This window comes from Streptosporangium sp. NPDC002524, assembly GCF_040295985.1.
In the GTDB taxonomy this organism is placed as follows: Bacteria; Actinomycetota; Actinomycetes; order Streptosporangiales; family Streptosporangiaceae; genus Streptosporangium.
Genome location: NZ_JBEOWK010000006.1, coordinates 34,587 through 53,408 on the forward strand (window position 1 = coordinate 34,587; position 18,822 = coordinate 53,408).

The 18,822-nt window shown below is 70.1% G+C and carries 13 protein-coding genes and 1 pseudogene; 12 read left to right on the plus strand and 2 right to left on the minus strand.

Annotated elements, in window-relative coordinates:
* Positions 1 to 572 precede the first annotated feature (572 nt).
* Positions 573 to 2,558 (minus strand): acetate--CoA ligase, encoded by a 1,986-nt coding sequence (gene acs / locus ABT053_RS11600; protein WP_350968873.1) that lies wholly within the window; start codon positions 2,556 to 2,558, stop codon positions 573 to 575.
* Positions 2,559 to 2,986: 428 nt separating this feature from the next.
* On the opposite strand from acs, the gene ABT053_RS11605 reads away from it, so the two are divergent.
* From ABT053_RS11605 to ABT053_RS11645, 9 genes and pseudogenes are all read left to right on the plus strand, one after another.
* Positions 2,987 to 3,925 (plus strand): Fic family protein, encoded by a 939-nt coding sequence (locus ABT053_RS11605; protein WP_350968874.1) that lies wholly within the window; start codon positions 2,987 to 2,989, stop codon positions 3,923 to 3,925.
* Between the two features lie 675 nt (positions 3,926 to 4,600).
* Positions 4,601 to 4,840 (plus strand): hypothetical protein, encoded by a 240-nt coding sequence (locus ABT053_RS11610; protein ID WP_350968875.1) that lies wholly within the window; start codon positions 4,601 to 4,603, stop codon positions 4,838 to 4,840.
* 500 nt (positions 4,841 to 5,340) lie between these two features.
* Entirely contained in the window at positions 5,341 to 6,387 is a 1,047-nt protein-coding gene (ssd, locus tag ABT053_RS11615; RefSeq protein WP_350968876.1) for a septum site-determining protein Ssd, read from the plus strand.
* Positions 6,384 to 7,547, plus strand: a pseudogene (locus ABT053_RS11620) (TadA family conjugal transfer-associated ATPase); the annotation flags it as partial. The gene ssd and the pseudogene ABT053_RS11620, both read left to right, overlap by 4 nt.
* A gap of 581 nt (positions 7,548 to 8,128) precedes the next feature.
* Positions 8,129 to 8,749 (plus strand): type II secretion system F family protein, encoded by a 621-nt coding sequence (locus ABT053_RS11625; protein WP_350968877.1) that lies wholly within the window; start codon positions 8,129 to 8,131, stop codon positions 8,747 to 8,749.
* 711 nt (positions 8,750 to 9,460) lie between these two features.
* Complete coding sequence (locus tag ABT053_RS11630) at positions 9,461 to 10,003, plus strand: type II secretion system F family protein (protein WP_350968878.1); 543 nt, start codon at positions 9,461 to 9,463, stop codon at positions 10,001 to 10,003.
* A gap of 303 nt (positions 10,004 to 10,306) precedes the next feature.
* Positions 10,307 to 10,564: a DUF4244 domain-containing protein gene (locus ABT053_RS11635; protein WP_350968879.1), complete on the plus strand. Its 258-nt coding sequence runs from the start codon at positions 10,307 to 10,309 to the stop codon at positions 10,562 to 10,564.
* A gap of 65 nt (positions 10,565 to 10,629) precedes the next feature.
* The gene (locus ABT053_RS11640) at positions 10,630 to 10,941 is read left to right on the plus strand and encodes a TadE family type IV pilus minor pilin (RefSeq protein WP_502991731.1); all 312 of its coding nucleotides are present in this window, start codon (positions 10,630 to 10,632) and stop codon (positions 10,939 to 10,941) included.
* A gap of 487 nt (positions 10,942 to 11,428) precedes the next feature.
* Positions 11,429 to 11,821 carry an Rv3654c family TadE-like protein gene (locus ABT053_RS11645; protein ID WP_350968881.1) on the plus strand — a complete coding sequence of 131 codons (393 nt, stop codon included), beginning with the start codon at positions 11,429 to 11,431 and terminating at the stop codon, positions 11,819 to 11,821.
* Between the two features lie 376 nt (positions 11,822 to 12,197).
* On the opposite strand, the gene ABT053_RS11650 is transcribed toward ABT053_RS11645, so the two are convergent.
* Complete coding sequence (locus ABT053_RS11650; RefSeq protein WP_350969257.1) at positions 12,198 to 14,501, minus strand: DEAD/DEAH box helicase; 2,304 nt, start codon at positions 14,499 to 14,501, stop codon at positions 12,198 to 12,200.
* Between the two features lie 203 nt (positions 14,502 to 14,704).
* On the opposite strand from ABT053_RS11650, the gene ABT053_RS11655 reads away from it, so the two are divergent.
* The 3 genes from ABT053_RS11655 (at position 14,705) to ABT053_RS11665 (ending at position 18,695) form a co-directional block, all read left to right on the plus strand.
* Entirely contained in the window at positions 14,705 to 15,055 is a 351-nt protein-coding gene (locus tag ABT053_RS11655) for an STAS domain-containing protein (RefSeq protein WP_030916965.1), read from the plus strand.
* Positions 15,056 to 15,057: 2 nt separating this feature from the next.
* Positions 15,058 to 15,510 carry an ATP-binding protein gene (locus tag ABT053_RS11660; protein WP_329088933.1) on the plus strand — a complete coding sequence of 151 codons (453 nt, stop codon included), beginning with the start codon at positions 15,058 to 15,060 and terminating at the stop codon, positions 15,508 to 15,510.
* Between the two features lie 854 nt (positions 15,511 to 16,364).
* Positions 16,365 to 18,695 carry a sodium-translocating pyrophosphatase gene (locus tag ABT053_RS11665; protein WP_350968882.1) on the plus strand — a complete coding sequence of 777 codons (2,331 nt, stop codon included), beginning with the start codon at positions 16,365 to 16,367 and terminating at the stop codon, positions 18,693 to 18,695.
* Positions 18,696 to 18,822 lie beyond the last annotated feature (127 nt).

Here is an 18,822-nt window from a genome sequence, read left to right on the forward strand (position 1 = left end):
CCCGAAGAAGGTGTCAACGGGCCGAGGGCTACCCCGGCGACGGCCCGGTGAACGTCGTCGGACGAACGTCACCGAACCGCTGAGACCGGATCCGGGAGGACCGTGAGGGGACCGTGAGGAGGGCCTCCCGAGCCGCGAGTCCTCCTGCCGAAGGCGTCGACGAAGACGTCGGCGGAGAGGTCCCGGAAGGCCGTTGGAGGCGTCACCGGAGATCCCGCCTCCGGGAAAGCCGCCGAAGGCCCCCGCGAACTCACGCGAGCCCGCAGAGCGAATTCACGCGAGCCCGCAGACCTCGCGAAGTCTGTGGAACTCCACGGACGCTGGGTGAAGTCCGTGGAGTTCGCGGGGAGCTCACGGAGAGGTCTCCGCGGGGACCCGTGGTGGTCAGGAGATCAGGTGGTCAGCAGGTCCGGCCTCTTTAGGTGGGCCGTGCCCGCCGTACCCGCCGCGTCCGCTGTGTCCACCGTGTCCGTTGTGCTCGCCGTGCCCGCCGCGTCTTCGGCGGGCACGGCGGGCACGGCAAGTACAGCGGCTCCGGCGTTTCCCCGGGCCACCCCGGTGTCCCGGCTCGCTCAGTCTTCGCTCTTGGCGCTGGGCAGCTTCTCCGAGATGAGGTTCATCACCGTGCTGTCGGCCAGGGTGGTGACGTCGCCGACGCTGCGGTTCTCCGCCACGTCACGCAGGAGACGCCGCATGATCTTGCCGGAGCGGGTCTTGGGCAGCTCGGGGACCACCAGGATCTGGCGCGGCTTCGCGATCGGGCCCAGCGCCTTGGACACGTGGGCGCGCAGCTCGGCCGCGATGTCCGCGCCCTCCTCGGCGTTGCCGCGCAGGATCACGAACGACACGATGGCCTGCCCGGTCACCGGGTCGGTCGCGCCGACCACGGCCGCCTCGGCGACCTTCGGGTGGGAGACCAGCGCGGACTCGACCTCGGTGGTGGAGATGTTGTGCCCGGAGACGAGCATGACGTCGTCCACCCGGCCGAGCAGCCAGATGTCACCGTCCTGGTCCCTCTTGGCGCCGTCGCCCGCGAAGTACATGCCCTCGAAGCGGGACCAGTAGGTGTCGATGTAGCGCTGGTCGTCGCCCCAGATCGTGCGGAGCATCGACGGCCACGGGTCGCGGATCGCGAGGTAGCCGCCACCGCCGTTGCCCACGCTCCGGCCCTGGTCGTCGACCACGTCGGCGGTGATGCCCGGCAGCGGGCGCATGGCCGCGCCGGGCTTGCCCTCGGTGACGCCGGGCAGCGGGCTGATCATGACGGCGCCGGTCTCGGTCTGCCACCAGGTGTCGACGACCGGGGTACGGTTGCCGCCGATGTGCTCGCGGTACCAGACGTACGCCTCGGGGTTGATCGGCTCGCCGACGCTGCCCAGGATCCGCAGGGACGACAGGTCGTACTTGGCGGGGATGTCGTCGCCCCACTTCATGAACGTACGGATGGCCGTGGGGGCCGTGTAGAGCAGCGTGACCCCGTACTTCTGCACGATCTCCCAGAACCGGCCGCGGTGCGGGGTGTCCGGGGTGCCCTCGTAGATGACGCTGGTCGCGCCGTTGGCCAGCGGGCCGTACACGATGTAGGAGTGGCCGGTCACCCAGCCGATGTCGGCGGTGCACCAGTAGACGTCGGTGTCGGGCTTGAGGTCGAACACCGCGTTGTGGGTGTACGCGGCCTGGGTGAGGTAGCCGCCGGTGGTGTGCAGGATGCCCTTGGGCCTGCCGGTCGTCCCGCTGGTGTAGAGGATGTAGAGCGGGTCCTCGGCGCCGTTCGGCCGCGCCTCGTGGACCTCGGGCTGCCGGTCCACGATGTCGTGCCACCAGACGTCCTTGCCGGTCTGCTCGACGTCCTGGCCGGTCCGCCGCACGACGAGGACGTGCTCGATGCCGGGGCACTCCGCGACGGCCTCGTCCACGGTCGGCTTGAGCGCGCTGGGCGCGCCGCGACGGTAGCCGCCGTCGGCGGTGACCACGAGCTTGGCGTCCGCGTCCTTGATCCGGCCGCTGAGCGCGCTCGCGGAGAACCCGCCGAAGACCACCGAGTGGATCGCTCCGATGCGGGCGCAGGCGAGCATCGTGATCGGCAGCTCGGGGATCATCGGCATGTAGATCGCGACCCGGTCGCCCTTGCCGACCCCCAGCTCCTGGAGCGCGTTGGCGGCCTTGGAGACCTCGCGCAGCAGGTCGGAGTAGGTGAGCGTACGGGTGTCGCCCTCCGGCTCGCCCTCCCAGTGGTAGGCGACCTTGTCGCCGCGGCCCGCCTCGACGTGGCGGTCGACGCAGTTGTAGGCGATGTTGAGCTCGCCGCCGACGAACCACTTGGCGAAGGGCGGGTTCCACTCAAGGGTGGTGTCCCAGCGCTTCGACCAGGCCAGGCGGTCGGCCTGCCGCTCCCAGAAGGCGAGGCGGTCCCGTTCGGCCTCCGCGTAGGCGTCGGCGGTCACGTTCGCGGCCGCGGCCAGGTCGGCAGGAGGTGCGAACCGCCGGGTCTCGCTCAGCAGGTTCGACAGCGTCTCCTGGGTCTCACGCGACTCGGAACCAGGGGTCTCCGGGGCCACTACGCACTCCTCACGTACTGCTATCGACTAGTCGTGTCCCACTTCACCAGGCCACCCGTGTCCGCCACAAGAGGTCTAGACAGGTCTGTACCAATCGGTGATGGGGGAGCATATGCATTCAAAACGCCTTACTTCTGGGGATAATCACCCTCGAACCGTTGCGTTTTCGACACCGTAGGAATGTAGACGGCGTTATTCAACGCGCAGCGGCGGCGCGGTGCGCCGGGCGGTGTCATGTGCTCGGTGAACGGTTCGCCCGCCGTTCACCGGGGGTGACTTCCGGGAGGGCCGCCGGGGCCGGATCCGCGCGGTCGATCTCCCGGCCGGTCTCCCGACGTCCCGTTCCCCGATCTCCGATGGAAGACCTTCCCCGGGCGCCTCCGGCCTGGTCGGGGCCTCGCCGAGCGGTCCCGATAGGGTCAGGCAGCGTGAACGACCCATTGGCTGTCATCGCGGGAATGCCCGGAGTGTCCGAGGCGGTCACCGACGCGCGCAAGGCCGTCGACCGGCTCTACGGGCACCGCGTGCTGCGGCGCAAGAGCCCGGAGGTGTCGGCCAGATCCGCGCTGCGCGGCGCCCGCGCGTCAGCCGCCCTGGAGGGCGTGGACGTGCCCTTGGAGGTCATCCCCGAGGTCACCGATCCCACCGTGCAGGGCGCGCTGCGCGTCTCGGCCGAACTGGGGCGGCTCGGCACCACCTGGCGCGCGGCGCCCCGCCAGGTGCTGGCCAGGCTGCACACGCTCGCCGCCTCGGGACTCGTCGGGGAGGGTGAGACTTCCACCGGTGGAGGTCTCAACGGTGGAAGTCCCGCTGGTGGAGGTCTCACTGGTGGAGGTCCCGCTGGGGACGGCGAAGGTCTCAACGGCGAAGGTCTCAACGGTGGGGGTCTCACCGGAGACGGTGAAGGTCTCACCGGTGGCGGTGCGAGAGGCCTCGGCCGTCCGAGGGCCACCGCGCTGGCCCCCGACCCGCTCGGCCTGGGGGCCGCCCCCGGGCCACGGGAGGCGGTAGCGCGGGTGGACGGGCTGGTCCAGCTGGTGACGGCCTCCTCGAAGGCCCCCGCGCTGGTGCTCGCCGCCGTCGTACACGCGGAACTGGCCGTGCTGCGCCCGTTCGGGACGGCGGACGGGGTGGTCGCGCGGGCGGCCGAACGGCTGACGCTGGTGGAGTTCGGCCTGGACCCGAAGTCGCTGGTGGCCGTCGAGGTGGGCCACCTCGAACTCGGCCCGGCCTACGCGGAGGGGCTGAGGTCGTACCTGAGCGGCACCCCCGACGGCGTCGCCGCGTGGGTGCGGCACTGCGCGTCGGCGGTCGTGCTGGGCGTGCGCGAGGCCACCGCGATCTGCGAGGCCATGCAGCGCGGCTGACCTCGGACGGGCCACCGCTCGTCCCGGCGGATGGGGTTCGGGCGGGTGACGTCTGGGCGGGTGGCGGCGAGGACATCCGTGCTCGTCCCCGCCCGGCTGCGTGCCTGGGTTGCTCGCGTCCTCGGCGTGTCCGTGGGTCCGAGGGGTCGCTTGTCGCGGTGTCCGTGTCCGTGTGTCCGCTTGTCGCGGCTTTGGATCCGGCCCGCGTACCGCTTGCTCGTGTCCCCCGAGCGACGGCCGCCTTCACGCGGCCTCGAAGCCTGGTCGACGTCGCCTGTGTCTCTGGGTGACGAGTGGCGCCGTGTTCGTTCACCGAACGTCATCGATTACGGACATCCGGAGTCGCCGCCCTCACGAACCGACGGCGCCCCTGGTGCGGGGCGCCGTCGCCGACACGTTCCTACCGGGTTACCAAGCGTGCACCTGATAATCGCTGGAGCGGGACAAGCCCACTCAAGCGCGCCTCCCGCGGCTGGCGGCGCGTGGGTACTCGGCGGCCGTGCCCGGACAAGTGGTCCGTGAAACCTTTGTACGTCCGATCCGTGCTGATGGGAACCCCTGGGAGCAAGACCTTTACGGATCAGGGGACATTACTGGACGAACCCTCTCTTATGACTTTTTATGCACCTAGATCCCTGGTCGGTGCGGTGTCCGGCGGGAGGCTCGACGCCCCTGATGATGATCACTGAGTGTGACCGTCACCCGCCCGTACGCGGAGCGCATCTTGGCGGGGCCGTATCCGGAGACTGGACCGTTACATTAAAAAAAGTACTGGAAATCAAGGATTACTCCTCGACGAAACTCAAGTTGATCGGGCAGCATGAGGTGGTATCTCCCCAAACCGGAGTAACTGCGCATGGGTTGCATCGCAATCCTCTTGCCATGCTCTGGTGGCTGTTGAAAGCTTTCTTCTGAAACGGGACCGGCTCTACCCCCCCAGAGCCGGACCGGTTGGCGACCCCCGCTCTCCCCCCCGGCGGGGGTCGCCCCTTTTTTCCGGCGGCCCTCTGCCCAGACGGCACGTTTTCCCGGTCTCGTTCCCACCCGGTCCCGCTCACGCTCCGTCTCGTCCCCCCGGTCTCGTCCCCCCGGTCTCGTCCACCTCTGTCTCGTTCACGGCACGGAGGCCAAGGCGTCTGCGGAACGCCCCTCCGCCTTCCGGGTACGGCCTCTCCCCTCCACGTACCGTTGCACCTCCCGGCCGAAGCCCGCATGCGCCGTGTCCTCGACACCGCGTACTGACCCCTCCCTTGTACTGAGTGCACCCCTATGTACGGGCTCGTGCACGGGTGCCGGCCGCTGGTTTTCCACAGGGCGGGCCGTGGGCGGCAGGTTGTCCACAGAGCGGTATTCGGTGTCCCGAGGAGGGGCGGCCGTCACGGAGAGTGGGGCTCCCGCACTTCAGGGAGGCATCCGTGGACCGCCCACTGGTCATCACCGAAGACCACGATCTGCTCGACGACCTGCTCCGCGTCGCCGCCGCGGCCGGAGCCGAGCTCGATGTCGCCCACGTGCCCGCGCACGCCCGGCCCTACTGGAACCGTGCCCCGCTGGTCGTCGTCGGCGGCGACGTGGCCGACGCCCTGGCCGCGACCGGCCCGCCACCTCGCTCCCGCGTCTTCCTGGCCACCCACACCTGCGAGGATCCCGACACCTGGCGCAAGTGCGTCGCGGTCGGCGCCCAGGGCGTGCTGGAGTTGCCCGCCGCGGAGCGACAGCTGGTCGACGAGTTCGCCGACGCCGTCGAGCCGTCCGCGAGATCCGGCTCCGTGGTGTGCGTCGCGGGCGGCCGGGGAGGGGCGGGAGCCAGCGTCCTCGCGGGTTCGCTGGCGCTGGCCGCGTCCCGGCGGCGCGTCCGCGCCCTCCTCGTCGACGCCGATCCGCTCGGCGGAGGTCTGGATCTCCTGCTCGGGCAGGAGGAGTCCGACGGAGCGCGCTGGTCCGACCTGGTCGCCCGCGAGGGCAGGGTCAGCTACACCGCGCTCCAGGCGGCCCTGCCGACCTTCGCCGGGCTGACGCTGCTCTCCTTCGACCGGGGCGAGGTCGGCCCGATCCCGGCCGAGGCGATGCGCTCCGTCCTCGAGGCGGGCCGCAGGGGCTTCGACCTGGTGGTCGTCGACCTACCGCGCCATCTCGACCAGGCCGCGGTGGAGGCGCTCGGACGAGCCGCCACGACCCTCCTGGTCGTCACCGCCGACGTGCGCGGCGTGCTCGCCGCCGCCCAGGTGCTCACCGGGTTGCGCGGGCACACGGGTGAGGTGCGGGCCGTCGTGCGCAGCGGGGTCCTGAACGACGACGTGGTGACGACCTCGCTCGGCATCCCGCACGGCGGCAGCCTCCCCGACCAGCCCCGTCTCGCCGCCGCGCTCGACCGGGGTGACGTGCCGCCACTCGGCCGCCGCACCTCTCTCGGCCGGTTCTGCGCCGCGTTCCTGAACGAGCTGTTCGGACCGGGCGCGTGAAGCGGGCGGAGGGCGCCGTGACAGTCTCGCCGGAGCTGGTGGAGGCGGTCCGCGTACGGCTGGCCAGGACGGGTGTCGAGCCCAGCGCCGCGCACGTCACGGTCGCCCTGCGGGCCGAGCGGGCGATGCTCGGCGACGCGGAGATCCTGGCCGTGGCCCGGGTCCTGTGCGCCGACCTCATCGGGGCGGGTCCGCTGGAGCCGTTGCTGGCCGAGGCCGAGGTCACCGACGTGCTGGTGAACGGTCCGCGCGAGGTGTGGGTCGACGACGGCAGCGGGCTGCGCCTGACCTCGGTCGTCTTCCCGGGCGAGGACGCGCTCCGGCGGCTCGCGCAGCGGCTCGCCGCCGCGGCGGGCAGGCGCCTCGACGACGCGTGCCCGTATGTCGACGCCCGTCTCGCCGGAGGCGTCCGGCTCCACGCCGTCCTTCCGCCCGTGGCGCCCAACGGCACCTGCCTTTCCCTGCGGCTCCCGCCCAAACGCACCTTCACCCTTCCCGACCTGGTTGAAGCGGGCGCGATCAGGGCCGACAGTGTCGCCGTTCTGACCGCGGTGATCGAGTCGAGGCTCGCCTTCCTGGTCACGGGCGGCACGGGTACGGGCAAGACGACCATGCTCTCCGCCCTGCTCTCCCTCGCCGATCCCGGGGAGAGGTTGCTGCTGGTCGAGGATTCCGCGGAGCTGAGACCGCTTCATCCCCACGTCGTCCGCCTGGAGTCGCGCCCGGCCAATCTTGAGGGCGCCGGTGGTGTCTGCCTGCGCGACCTCGTCCGGCAGGCCCTGCGGATGCGTCCCGACCGGCTTGTCGTCGGAGAGGTGCGCGGGGCCGAGGTCGTTGACCTTTTGAGCGCTTTGAACACGGGACACGAGGGAGGTTGCGGCACTTTGCACGCCAACACCGCGACCGACGTGCCGCCCCGCCTGGAAGCGCTGGGATGCGCGGCGGGCCTCAGCCGGGAGGCGGTCCACAGCCAGATCGCCGCCGCCCTGGACGTTGTCGTCCACCTGGTCCGCGACCATGCCGACGGCCGCCGCCGGGTCGCCGAGATCTGCATGATGGTCCGCCGTCCCTCCGGGCTGGTCGAGGCCGAACCGGCCCTCACCTTCACCCCGGACGGCCAAGTGATCCCCGGTCCCGGCCTGCCCGCTCTCGCGGCCCGAGCACCCGGCGTCCACGCCTTGTCGGCTCCCCGGCGCGAGCCTCGCGTCTCATCCCGTTCATCGGGGTCGTGCGAGCCACCCACGGCATCCCGGGCCGGGGCTCCCGCGCGGGTCGGTCCTTCCAGGGATGCCCCTTACCAAGGCGTCGTCGGCTCGTCGTCTCCCAATGGCCCATCTGCGGACATACGAGATCCTTCACGTCATCCCGCAGGCCCGCATCCCGCGCATCCGTATGCCGCACATCCGCATCCCACACATCCATATCCCGCACGTTCGCGAGAGTTCTTTCCCGGCATCGCGGATCCCGGCCCGGCGATGTCCGTGCCCGATCGCCACGGGGAGTGCCGACCGGATGTCCTTGTTCGCCCGAGCTCCGACGAGCCGATGTCGTGGCCGCTGTCACGTTCGCCGTCACAACCGGCGGAACGGCCAGTGTCACAGCCGACATCACGGTCGGTGTCACAGCTGGTACCACGGTCAGTGGCACGGCCGGCGTCATAATGGCGACCGCCCTGGTTCTCGCCGCTCTGGCGGTCTGGTTGTGGGCAGGAGCGGATCCGGGCACCGCCCGCCTGCGCCGGATGAGACGTCGAAACCAGGTCGTCTCGGGTTCCCTCCGCGAGAGGTTCGCCGCCCGGTCGCGGCCTTCCAAGCGTGTGGAAGCCTGGCGGGCCGCGTCGATCGAGCTGTGCCAGGGACTCTCCGCGGAGCTCACGGCGGGGCGGACGGCGGGTGAGGCGCTGGCACGGGCCGTGGGGGCGGCGGGGTTTCCCGATCCCGTCGTCCTGCGTCCACTGGTCGCGGCCGCGAGAGACGGAGGTGACGTCCCCGCCGCGCTGCTGGCGGTGGCACCCGAACACGGAGGAGAGGCGTTCCGGGGGCTGGCCGCCTGCTGGAAGGTGAGCGTGACCGCCGGGGCGGGATTGGCCGTTCTCGTCGATCGTGTCGCCGACTCCCTGCGAGAGGCCCAGGCTCATCGTCACAACGTCACCGCCCAGCTCGCCGGTCCCCGGGCCACGGCCCGGCTGCTCGCGGGTCTGCCCGTTCTCGGTCTGCTGATGGCGGCCGGTCTCGGCATGCGCCCGCTGCATTTCCTGTTCGGCGGCCCGGCGGGTGCCGGCTGCCTGGTCGTCGGCCTCGCGCTCGACGCCTGCGGGATGTGGTGGACCCACCGTCTGGTCACGCGTGCCCAGCAGGCTTGATGACCGCGTGACCAGGTGTGAGGGGCCGGGCCCGTGTGGCCAGTTATTCCATACGGCCAGATGTAAGGGGTCTGAGGGATCGGGGCTGGGAGGAGAGCGCGGCCGGGTGTGAGGAGTCGAGTCTGAAGGGCCGGGGCTGGGAGGACAACGCGGCCAGGTATGAGGAGTCGGCTCCGAGGGGCCGGGGGGGTGAAGGGGACAGCTCAAGGGGCCGGGGCTGAGGAGGACAGGGCTGGGAGAACAGCTTCGAGAGGACGAATGACAATGATCATTTTGCTGGCCGTGGTGCTCGCCGGGATCGCCGCCCGGCTGTGGAGCACTCGGAGAGAACCCGCCGACCGGCTCCGCCGCGTGCGGCGCTCATCCCATCCGGCAGGGTTCCCGGAGATGTCGCAGGAGGCCGAAGCACCCGCGTTCTCCCTGTCCACGGGCACGGCCCGTGCTCCTTCCGCGCACATGGTTCGCGACGCGCCATCGCGCGTGTTTCGCGATACGTCCGCGAGCACGACTCGCGGCACAGCCGAGAGGAAGGTCCGCGGTGCGTCAGGAGGGAAGGTCCGCAATGCGTCGGGAGAGAAGGCCCGCGGTGCGTCAGCGGGGAACGCTCGCGGGGGGTTCGAGGGGAAGGCTCGCGAGCCGAGGGGGAGGCGGCGGCCGGGCCGGAGCGAGGTCGCGGTCGCCCTCGCTCCCGGGCTGGCGGCGTTCCTGGCCGTGGGTGGCCTGCCGGGGGCGGTCGCGGGCGTCGCCGGTTTCGGGATCGCGCTGGTGGTCCTGCGGAGGCGGGAGTCCCCCGAACTGCGCGAGGAACGCCGAAGGGTGACGGCGGATCTGCCACTGGCGGCCGATCTCATGGTCGCCTGCCTGCGCGCCGGCCAGCCGATCACCGGCGCCCTCGATGTGACGGTGGAGGCGATCGGCGGGCCGTTGGGCGAGAGACTGGCCTGGGTGAGTGGCCGGCTGAGGCTGGGAGCCGCGCCGGAGAGCGCCTGGCAGGCCCTCGACTCCGAGCGTTCGCTCGCCCCTCTGGCACGGGCCATGAGCCGGGCCGCGCTGAGTGGCGCACCGGTGGCCGATGTCCTCATCAGGCTGTCCGACGACTCCCGCCGTGCCGCTCGCGCCGCGTCGTCGGCAGCCGCCCAGCGGGTGGGGGTCCAGGTCGTGGCTCCCCTGGGGTTGTGTTTTCTGCCCGCCTTCGTCTTTCTGGGAATCATCCCGGTCGTTGCCGGTCTCGCCGGTGAGGTGCTGCTTCCCTGAGTTATCCACAGGGTTTTCCCCGACGGGGCCGGGTTATCCACAGGAAAACGATGATTCCTGTGGATAGAGCTCTGGAAATATCCCCATCTGGCCCCCGGAAACGGCTTCCTTCGTTCGCAGGAGGCCGTTTCGTGCTTTCTATCGACATTCTCTGCAACCCGGCTGTGGACAACTTCCCCGCTGTGGACAGTCCGAGGTTTTCCCCAGAATGCGGTTCGGGTCAACGGGGCCACGGGCGCATGGAGAACCCTGGCAGGACCGATGCCGGACGGTGGGTCCGGCGGAGATCTCCAGGAGGAGCAGATGGCTCGAACCGGTGTCGTTCGCGCGCGGCCCGACGCTGTTCACACGCGGCGCGACTGGTCGCGGTGGCCACGTGCCCGGTGGGCACTGCTGACCACCGGCGCGCATCGCGACCGAGGCATGTCCACCGCCGAGTACGCGGTCGGAACGATCGCCGCCTGCGCTTTCGCCGCCCTTCTTTTCAAGGTGGTGACGAGTTCCGAGGTCCAGCAGATGATCACGGCTTTGATCAACCGAGCGCTCACCGTGGCCGGATGATCCTCCCGGCGTCGGTGCCCGTTTCTCGCCGGTCGAGGGGTTCGGTGACCGCGGAGACGGCTGCCGTGCTACCTGCCCTCATGGTCGTGCTGGGAGCGGGGCTGTGGGCCGTGGCGGCGGTCGAGGCGCGACTGGAGTGTGTGGACGCCGCGCGGGCCGGGGCTCGGGCCGCCTCGCGCGGCGAGCCGCTTGAGCGGGTCCGGGGTGGTGTCCTGTCGGCGGCTCCGGCGGGTGCCGTGGTCGCGGTGACCCGGAGTGCGGAGAAGGTGCGGGTGGAGGTGTCCGTGCACGTCAGGCCTCGCTGGGGTGCCTCGCTCCCGAGCGTGACCGTTCACGCGACCGCCGTCTCCATCACCGAGCCGGGATTGGGGCCATAGGTCACGGCTCGCGGCCGGGCTCGCAGGGGTCCCTCGGTTCACCGTCACAGTCAGCCCCCGCTCGACCATGTCTGTGGCGGCGGTGCCAGTCAAGTGCCGACCAGAGCCCATGTGCCGACCAGAAGACCGGAACCGGGCCAGGGGACCAGGGGACCACGGGAGAGGAAAGGGACATGGGTGTGGCGGGGGAGAGAGGTCGGTATGGGCGCGAGTACCGGCGCGCGTGGAAGGGAGGCGCAGCGAGGGTCGGCGATGCCAAGGAGAGGGGCGTGGCTGTGGCGGGGTGAGAGGTCGATACAGGTGCGAGTACACGCGCGCGCGTGGAAGGGAGGCGCAGCGAGGGCGGAGACGAGGAGGAGGAAGAGGGGGCGTGGGTGTGGTGGGGCGAGAGGTCGGCACGAATACAGGCGCGCGCGTGGAGAGAACGCGCAGCGAGGGTCGGCGATGACGGGGAGAGGGCGTGGGTGTGGTGAGGCGAGAGGGCGGCATGGGCACGAGTACGGGCGCGCGTGGAAGGGGCGCGCAGCGAGGGTCGGCGACGATCTGGACGGTCGGGCTCATGGCGCTGGTCTTCGCGGTCGCGGTGGCGGTCGTGTTCGCGGGCATGGCGAGGGTCGCGCGTCACCGGGCGCAGGGCGCCGCCGACCTGAGCGCGCTCGCTGCCGCCCGGCTGGCCTTCGCGGATCCCGGCCGAAGCTGCGTGAGGGCTTCCTCGCTCGCCACGGACAACGAGGTCAGGGTCACTCGATGTTCTCTCAGCGACGGTGGCATCGCGGACATCGAGGTGACCATGGAGGTATCACTGCCCCTGAGAGGACCCGTGGCGATCACCGCCAGGGCACGTGCGGGTCCCGTGCACATCACCGATCCCGGCCCTTGACGACAGGCTGACGAAACCGCCCCTGAGGGCGAGCTGACGAAACCCATCCCTGACGACGAGCCGATGAAACCGGTCCCTGACGACAGGCTGATGAAATCTGTCGCGCCTGTGACGCTCCACCACTGGCCGATCATGATCGGTGGTGTCACCGATGACGGGCTGATGAAATCTGTGGTGCCTGTGGTTGTCCCGCCCCCGGCTCCCCGGCTCCAGCGATCTCGGCTCCCGCGCCTCCCGGCCCCTGCGGCCCTCGGCTCCCGGCCCCCATGACCCCCCGGCTCCCCTCGGCTTTCCCGGGTCCTCCAGCTGTCCTGCCCCTGGCTCTTCCCCGTCATCATGCTCTTCCCCGCTGTCACGTTCGCGGGTCTCCCCGCTGTCACGTTCGCGGGTCGTCCTGGGAGAGCAGGACGGCGAGGAGGCGAAGGGCTCCGGCCTTGTCGAGGGGTTCGTTGCCGTTGCCGCACTTGGGAGACTGGATGCACGAGGGGCAGCCGCGTTCGCACTCGCAGGAGGCGATGGCCTCGCGGGTGGCCGTGAGCCAGTCGTGTGCGCGGGCGTAACCGCGTTCGGCGAAACCGGCGCCGCCCTCGTGGCCGTCGTAGACGAAGACGGTGAGCAGCCCGGTGTCGGGGTGGAGTTCCGTGGAGACACCTCCGATGTCCCAGCGGTCGCAGGTCGCGAAGAGCGGCAGCAGGCCGATGGAGGCGTGTTCGGCGGCGTGCGCGGCACCGCCGAGGTCCACGCCCTCTCCGGCCAGGGGGATGATCGCCGAGATGGGTAGCGTCCACCAGACGGCGCGGGTTCGCAGTGTGCGCGGGGGCAGGTCGAGGGGTTCGTCTCCCATGAGTTCGCCGCTCTGGGCCCGGCGCTTGAGATAGGCCACCACCTGACTCGTCACCTCGACCGCGCCGAAATGGAGCTCTCCCTGCCCGAGAGGGTGCGAGCGAAAGGATTCGATGACCGAGATGTCGGTGACGTCCCTGGCGAAGGTCGTGTAGTCGGGAGTCCCGGCCTCGACCAGCGCGACCCCCGCCTCCAGGTCGAGTTCGGCCACCAGGAACGTCTCTCCCTGGTGCACGTAGACGGCGCCGGTGTGCACGGCGGAGTGAGCCGAGGGCTCGTCCACGGTGCCGAGCAGCCGCCCGGTGGACATCTCGACGACCTGGACGGGCGCGGCGCCCGCCCCCCGGATGTCGGCGAGGTCGGTGGCGCGTCTCCGGCTGGTCCAGAACCAGCCCGCGGCGCGTTCCCTGAGCAGGCCGTCCCCGACCAGGCCCGCGAGCACCTCCTTGGTGGTCGGGCCGAAGATGTCCAGCTCGTCGTGGGTCAGCGGGATCTCGGCCGCCGCCGCGCACAGGTGGGGCCCCAGCACGTACGGGTTGCCGGGGTCGAGCACGATCGTCTCCACGGGGCGGCCGAACAGGGCTTCCGGGTGGTGGACGAGATAGGTGTCCAGGGGGTCGTCCCTCGCGATCAGCACCGCCAGCGCGTCCTGTCCGTCCCGCCCGGCCCTCCCCGCCTGCTGCCAGAGGGAGGCGCGGGTTCCCGGCCACCCCGCGATGAGCACGGCGTCCAGGCCGGAGATGTCGACGCCGAGTTCCAGCGCGTTGGTCGTCGCCAGGCCGAGCAGTTCGCCGGAGCGCAGCGCCTTCTCCAGACCCCTGCGGTCCTCGGCCAGATATCCCGCCCGGTAGGCCGCCACCTTGCCGGGCAGGTCCGCGGGCGCCTCCCCGTCGGCGATGAGGTCCTGGAGTTTGGCCCGCGTGGTGAGGGCCACGGTCTCGGCGGCCCGGCGGGAGCGTACGAAGGCCAGGGTCCGCACGTCGGCGGCGACGAGGTCGGCCAGGAGGTCCGCGCTCTCGGCGGTCGCCGGGCGGCGGACAGGGGCACCGCCCTCGCCGCGCAGATCGGTCAGGGGTGGTTCCCACAGCGCGAAGGTGGTCGCGCCCCGGGGGGAGGCGTCGGTGGTCACCTCGGCCATCTGGAGGCCCGTCAGGCGGTTCGCGAAGATTCCGGGCTCGCTGGCCGTCGCCGAGGAGAGCAGGAAGGCCGGGCTGGAGCCGTAGCGGGCGCAGATCCGGCGCAGGCGGCGCAGGATCTGCGCGACATGGGAGCCGAACACCCCCCGATAGCCGTGGCACTCGTCCACGACGACCATCCGGAGCCGCCGCCAGAAGAGCGACCACTGGGCGTGACGGGGCAGCAGCCCGCGATGGAGCATGTCCGGGTTGGTGAGGACGTAGTTGGCGTGCTTGCGCACCCAGACCCTCTCCTCGAAGGAGGTGTCGCCGTCGTAGGTGGCGGCCCGGAGCCCGGGAGGATCGAGCTCGCGCAGCGCGCGGAGCTGGTCGGCGGCCAGCGCCTTGCTGGGCGACAGATAGAGGACCGTGCCGCCGTCGAGCGTCGAGGAGAGCGCCGGGACCAGGTAAGAAAGGGATTTTCCCGATGCGGTCCCTGTGGAAATGATCACGTTTTGGCCACGGTGGATCAGGTCCGCGGCCTCGGCCTGATGTGGCCACAGGCCGGAAATACCGTGGTTCGCCCAGCGCGTAACCAGCCGCTGGTCGACCCAGTCCGGCCACCGGGTCTCACCGGCCTGACGTGCGGGAACGCGCTCAACATGGGTGACACGCCCATGACGTGCGGGAACGTCGAGGAGGCGGCTGAGCGCGGTGCCCACTCTGAGGGGCGAGGATGAGGGCGGGGTCACTGGTTTCCAGTCTCACATCTGTGGGCAGAGTCGCCGGGAATCGTGATTTCGTATAGACACTGAGCGTACGCATGGTTGAATGCCGCGCGTCGGGGCTTGTCGTCCGGGGGCCACCCGGTCCCAGGAAGGCACGCTCGAATCGGTACTTTCGCAGGCAAGGCGCTGGAGGATCTGTGGATCTGAAGTTGGACCACCATTCCGAGGACCGTCTCACCATCGTTGAGGTCGAGGGTGAGATCGATGTCTACACCGCGCCCAGATTGCGTGAGCTCCTGATCGACCTGGTCAACAAGGGGAATTTCCACCTGCTCGTCAACATGGAGAAGGTCGACTTCCTTGACTCCACGGGCCTTGGTGTCCTGGTCGGCGGGCTCAAGCGAGTTAGGGCGCACGATGGCTCACTGGAGCTTGTCTGCACCCAGGAGCGCATCCTGAAGATTTTCCGGATCACCGGACTGACAAAGGTCTTCGGGATCTACGCCTCGGTCGACGAGGCCAAGGAAGCTCACGGTCGAGACAAGTAGTCGTGGCTACCGTCGAGCTGACGTTCAGCGCTCTCCCCGCGCATGTGCGGACGGCACGCCTGGTCGCCACGGCTATCGCCAGGCGCACCGGTGTGCAGGAGTCGCTGCTGGACGAGGTAAGGCTCGCTGTCGGTGAGGCGTGCTCGCGGGCCGTGGAGGCACATCGCCTCCACTGTCCGGGGGAGCCGATCCGGATCGAGCTACGTGATGACTTGGGGCGTTTCGAGGTGACGGTCACCGACTCCGCCCCCAGTGACAGTGACGAGCTGGAGCATGATCGAGCCCTTCTGGGGTTCGACGATCCGTTCGGGCAGCTTCCCGATGACCTGATGGCCGGTTTCGGCATCGCGGTCATCGCGGGGCTGGCCGACGACGTTCAGGTCTACCCGAGCCAGAAGGGCATGTGCATACGCATGAGCTGGCCGGCGGCGACGAACGGGATGTCTCCGGTCTGACACGGAAGACTTCGGCGGCCGGGTGTGTCCATGTGGATACGCCCGGTTGTTCGTTTGGAGGGGGCATGCGGCCCCGAGGGGCTGTGACCCCAAGGGTCTGAAGAGGCTGCGGTCCCAGGGGCAGGAAAGGGCTGCGGTCCCGGGGGCCGGGAAGGGCTGCGGTCCCGGGGAGCCGGAAAAGGCTGTGGTTCCGAGGGGTGCTCGCCCGTGACGTCCACCCGCACCTGCCCGGCCCCGTTCGGAGGTTCGGCCTTCCGAAGGTCCGGCCGCTCGACTGTCCGGAGGGCTCACCGTTCGAAGGTCCGGCCGCCTGACCGTCCGGAGGGCTCACCGTTCGAAAACCCGGCCGCCCGACCGTCCAGAGGTCCTACGTCCGCAAGGTCGGCGGCCGTCCGGAAGGGGCGGCGAGAGGGCCGGTGGCCGACGGCTGGTTCGCCGGAGGGTTGTCTCCGGTGTCCACATGAGCCCCACCTGCGTCACCCGATGCGGGGATCTCAATTTCGGCTCAAACTTAATTTGGCTGTTTCTTGCCTGAAACTGGGTCGAAATAGGGGCGGGCGGGACAGGTGTGACCGGTGAAATGACCTCATAAGCAGGTCGGTCGTCAGGAGGCACTGTCCGGGTCGCCAAATGTGCGGGGGCAGAGGCTTCATATCCGCGTCGTCGCTGCGTAGACTCCCGGAACCGGCCAAGGTTTATCCTTCGGAGCGGCCCGCACGCGAGCCGCCCTCCGTGGGGGTCTGCAACTGGAAGCGGCACTGCCAACCATCCCGGATGTGCGCCGCTTCAGCCGCCTAACCTCATCGCAGCGCACTCCGGGCAGGACGTGTTCCCGTCTTGCCAAGGAGAGTCGGATGTCTGTGCTCCATCTCGCCGCTGCAGAGCCAGCGGTATCCCTGAGTGGTCACCACTTCACCATCATCATCGTGGTCGCCGTCGTCGCCCTTCTCGCACTCGCCGTCGCCGGCACCCTGGTGCGCGAGGTGCTGGCCGCCGACCAAGGCACCGAACGTATGCAGAACATCGCGAGAGCCGTCCAGGAAGGGGCTTCCGCGTACCTTACGCGGCAGTTCCGGACACTCGCGTTGTTCGTCATCCTGATTCCGTTCCTGCTGTATCTCCTTCCCGCCGAGACGACCAGCGTGAGGATCGGCAGATCGGCTTTCTTCGTCGTCGGCGCGCTGTTCTCCGCGCTGACCGGATTCATCGGCATGTGGCTGGCGGTGCGCGGCAACGTCCGCGTCGCCGCCGCGGCCCGCGCGTCCGGTGAGAAGGTCGCCATGCGGATCGCCTTCCGCACCGGCGGCGTGGCCGGAATGATCACCGTTGGCCTCGGCCTCCTCGGCGCGGCCGTGGTGGTGATCACCTACGGGGGCGACGCCCCGGCCGTGCTGGAGGGCTTCGGCTTCGGCGCCGCGCTGCTCGCGATGTTCATGCGAGTCGGCGGAGGCATCTTCACCAAGGCCGCCGACGTCGGCGCCGACCTGGTCGGCAAGGTCGAGCAGGGCATTCCCGAGGACGATCCGCGCAACGCCGCCACCATCGCCGACAACGTCGGCGACAACGTCGGTGACTGCGCGGGCATGGCCGCCGACCTGTTCGAGTCCTACGCGGTCATGCTCGTCGCCAGCCTGATCCTGGGCAAGGTGGCCTTCGGCGTCGAGGGACTGGTGTTCCCGCTGATCGTGCCCATGATCGGTGTGATCACGGCGATCATCGGCATCTTCGTCACCGCCCCGCGCGCCGGCGACCGCAACGCGATGGCCGCGATCAACCGGGGTTTCTTCATCTCGGCGGCCATCTCGGCGATCCTCGTCGCCGTCGCGGCCTACCTCTACCTGCCGGCGACCTTCTCCGGGCTGACCGGGGTGAGCCCGCAGATCGCCGCGGTCACCTCGGACCCGCGCCTGATCGCGGTCGGGGCGGTGCTCATCGGCCTGGTGCTGGCGAGCGCCATCCAGATCCTCACCGGCTACTTCACCGAGACGAACCGCCGTCCGGTGCGGGACATCGGCGAGAGCTCCCGTACGGGCCCCGCCACGGTCATCCTGTCCGGCATCAGCGTCGGCCTGGAGTCGGCGGTCTACTCCGCGCTGATCATCGGAGCGGCCGTCTACGGGGCGTTCCTGCTGGGCTTCGGCAACGTCACCATCGCCCTGTTCGCCGTGGCGCTGGCGGGCACCGGCCTGCTGACCACGGTCGGCGTGATCGTTTCGATGGACACCTTCGGCCCGGTCTCCGACAACGCCCAGGGCATCGCCGAGATGTCCGGCGACGTCGAGGGCGAGGGCGCCCAGGTCCTCACCTCGCTGGACGCCGTCGGCAACACCACCAAGGCGATCACCAAGGGCATCGCGATCGCCACGGCCGTGCTCGCCGCGACCGCGCTGTTCGGCGCGTTCCGTACGGCGGTCGAGACCCAGCTGGCCGGGGCGACGGCGAGCGTGAAACAGGCGCTGGGCTCGTTCAGCTCGTTCAGCCTGAGCGTCGACTCCCCGAACGTGCTGGTCGGCCTGATCATCGGCGCCGCGGTGGTGTTCATGTTCTCCGGACTGGCGATCATGGCGGTCGGCCGCGCGGCCGGGCGGGTGGTCTTCGAGGTGCGCGAGCAGTTCCGCACCAAGCCGGGGATCATGGCGGGGACGGAGCTGCCCGACTACGGCAGGGTCGTCGACATCTGCACCCGCGACTCGCTGCGGGAGCTGGCGACGCCCGGCCTGCTGGCCGTGCTGACCCCGATCGCCGTCGGTTTCGCCCTCGGGTACGCCCCGCTCGGCGCGTTCCTGGCCGGTGCCATCGCGTGCGGCACGCTCATGGCGGTGTTCCTGGCCAACTCCGGTGGTGCCTGGGACAACGCGAAGAAGCTGGTCGAGGACGGTCACCACGGCGGCAAGGGCTCGCCGGCCCACGAGGCCACCATCATCGGTGACACCGTCGGCGACCCGTTCAAGGACACCGCCGGACCGGCGATCAACCCGCTCCTCAAGGTGATGAACCTCGTGGCGCTGCTGATCGCCCCGGCCGTGGTGACCTACGCCGACAGCCCCGTGCTGCGCATCGGCATCACGGTGCTGGCGGTGGGCATCGTCATCGCCGCGGTCGTCATCTCCAAGCGTCGTTCGGCGAGCATCGCCCCGACGGAGGAGAGCAACTCCGACCGCGAGCCGGAGCCGGTCTCCAGCTGAGCAATGTTTGACGAAGGGGTGCACGGGCCGCGTGCACCCCTTCGGCGTGTGCGGGACACCCCAGTGGGAAACTGGCCGGTATGGAACAGCAGCCCTCCGGAGGCAAGACACTCGTCCTCATCCTGCT

What these genes read in the sequence shown, in the direction of transcription:
- ABT053_RS11665 (WP_350968882.1), top strand. Translation starts at nt 16,365, where the DNA reads ATGTCTGTGCTCCATCTCGCCGCTGCAGAGCCAGCGGTATCCCTGAGT.
- ABT053_RS11635 (WP_350968879.1), top strand. Translation starts at nt 10,307, where the DNA reads ATGGCTCGAACCGGTGTCGTTCGCGCGCGGCCCGACGCTGTTCACACG.
- ABT053_RS11625 (WP_350968877.1), top strand. Translation starts at nt 8,129, where the DNA reads ATGAGACGTCGAAACCAGGTCGTCTCGGGTTCCCTCCGCGAGAGGTTC.
- ABT053_RS11610 (WP_350968875.1), top strand. Translation starts at nt 4,601, where the DNA reads ATGATGATCACTGAGTGTGACCGTCACCCGCCCGTACGCGGAGCGCAT.
- ABT053_RS11645 (WP_350968881.1), top strand. Translation starts at nt 11,429, where the DNA reads ATGGGCACGAGTACGGGCGCGCGTGGAAGGGGCGCGCAGCGAGGGTCG.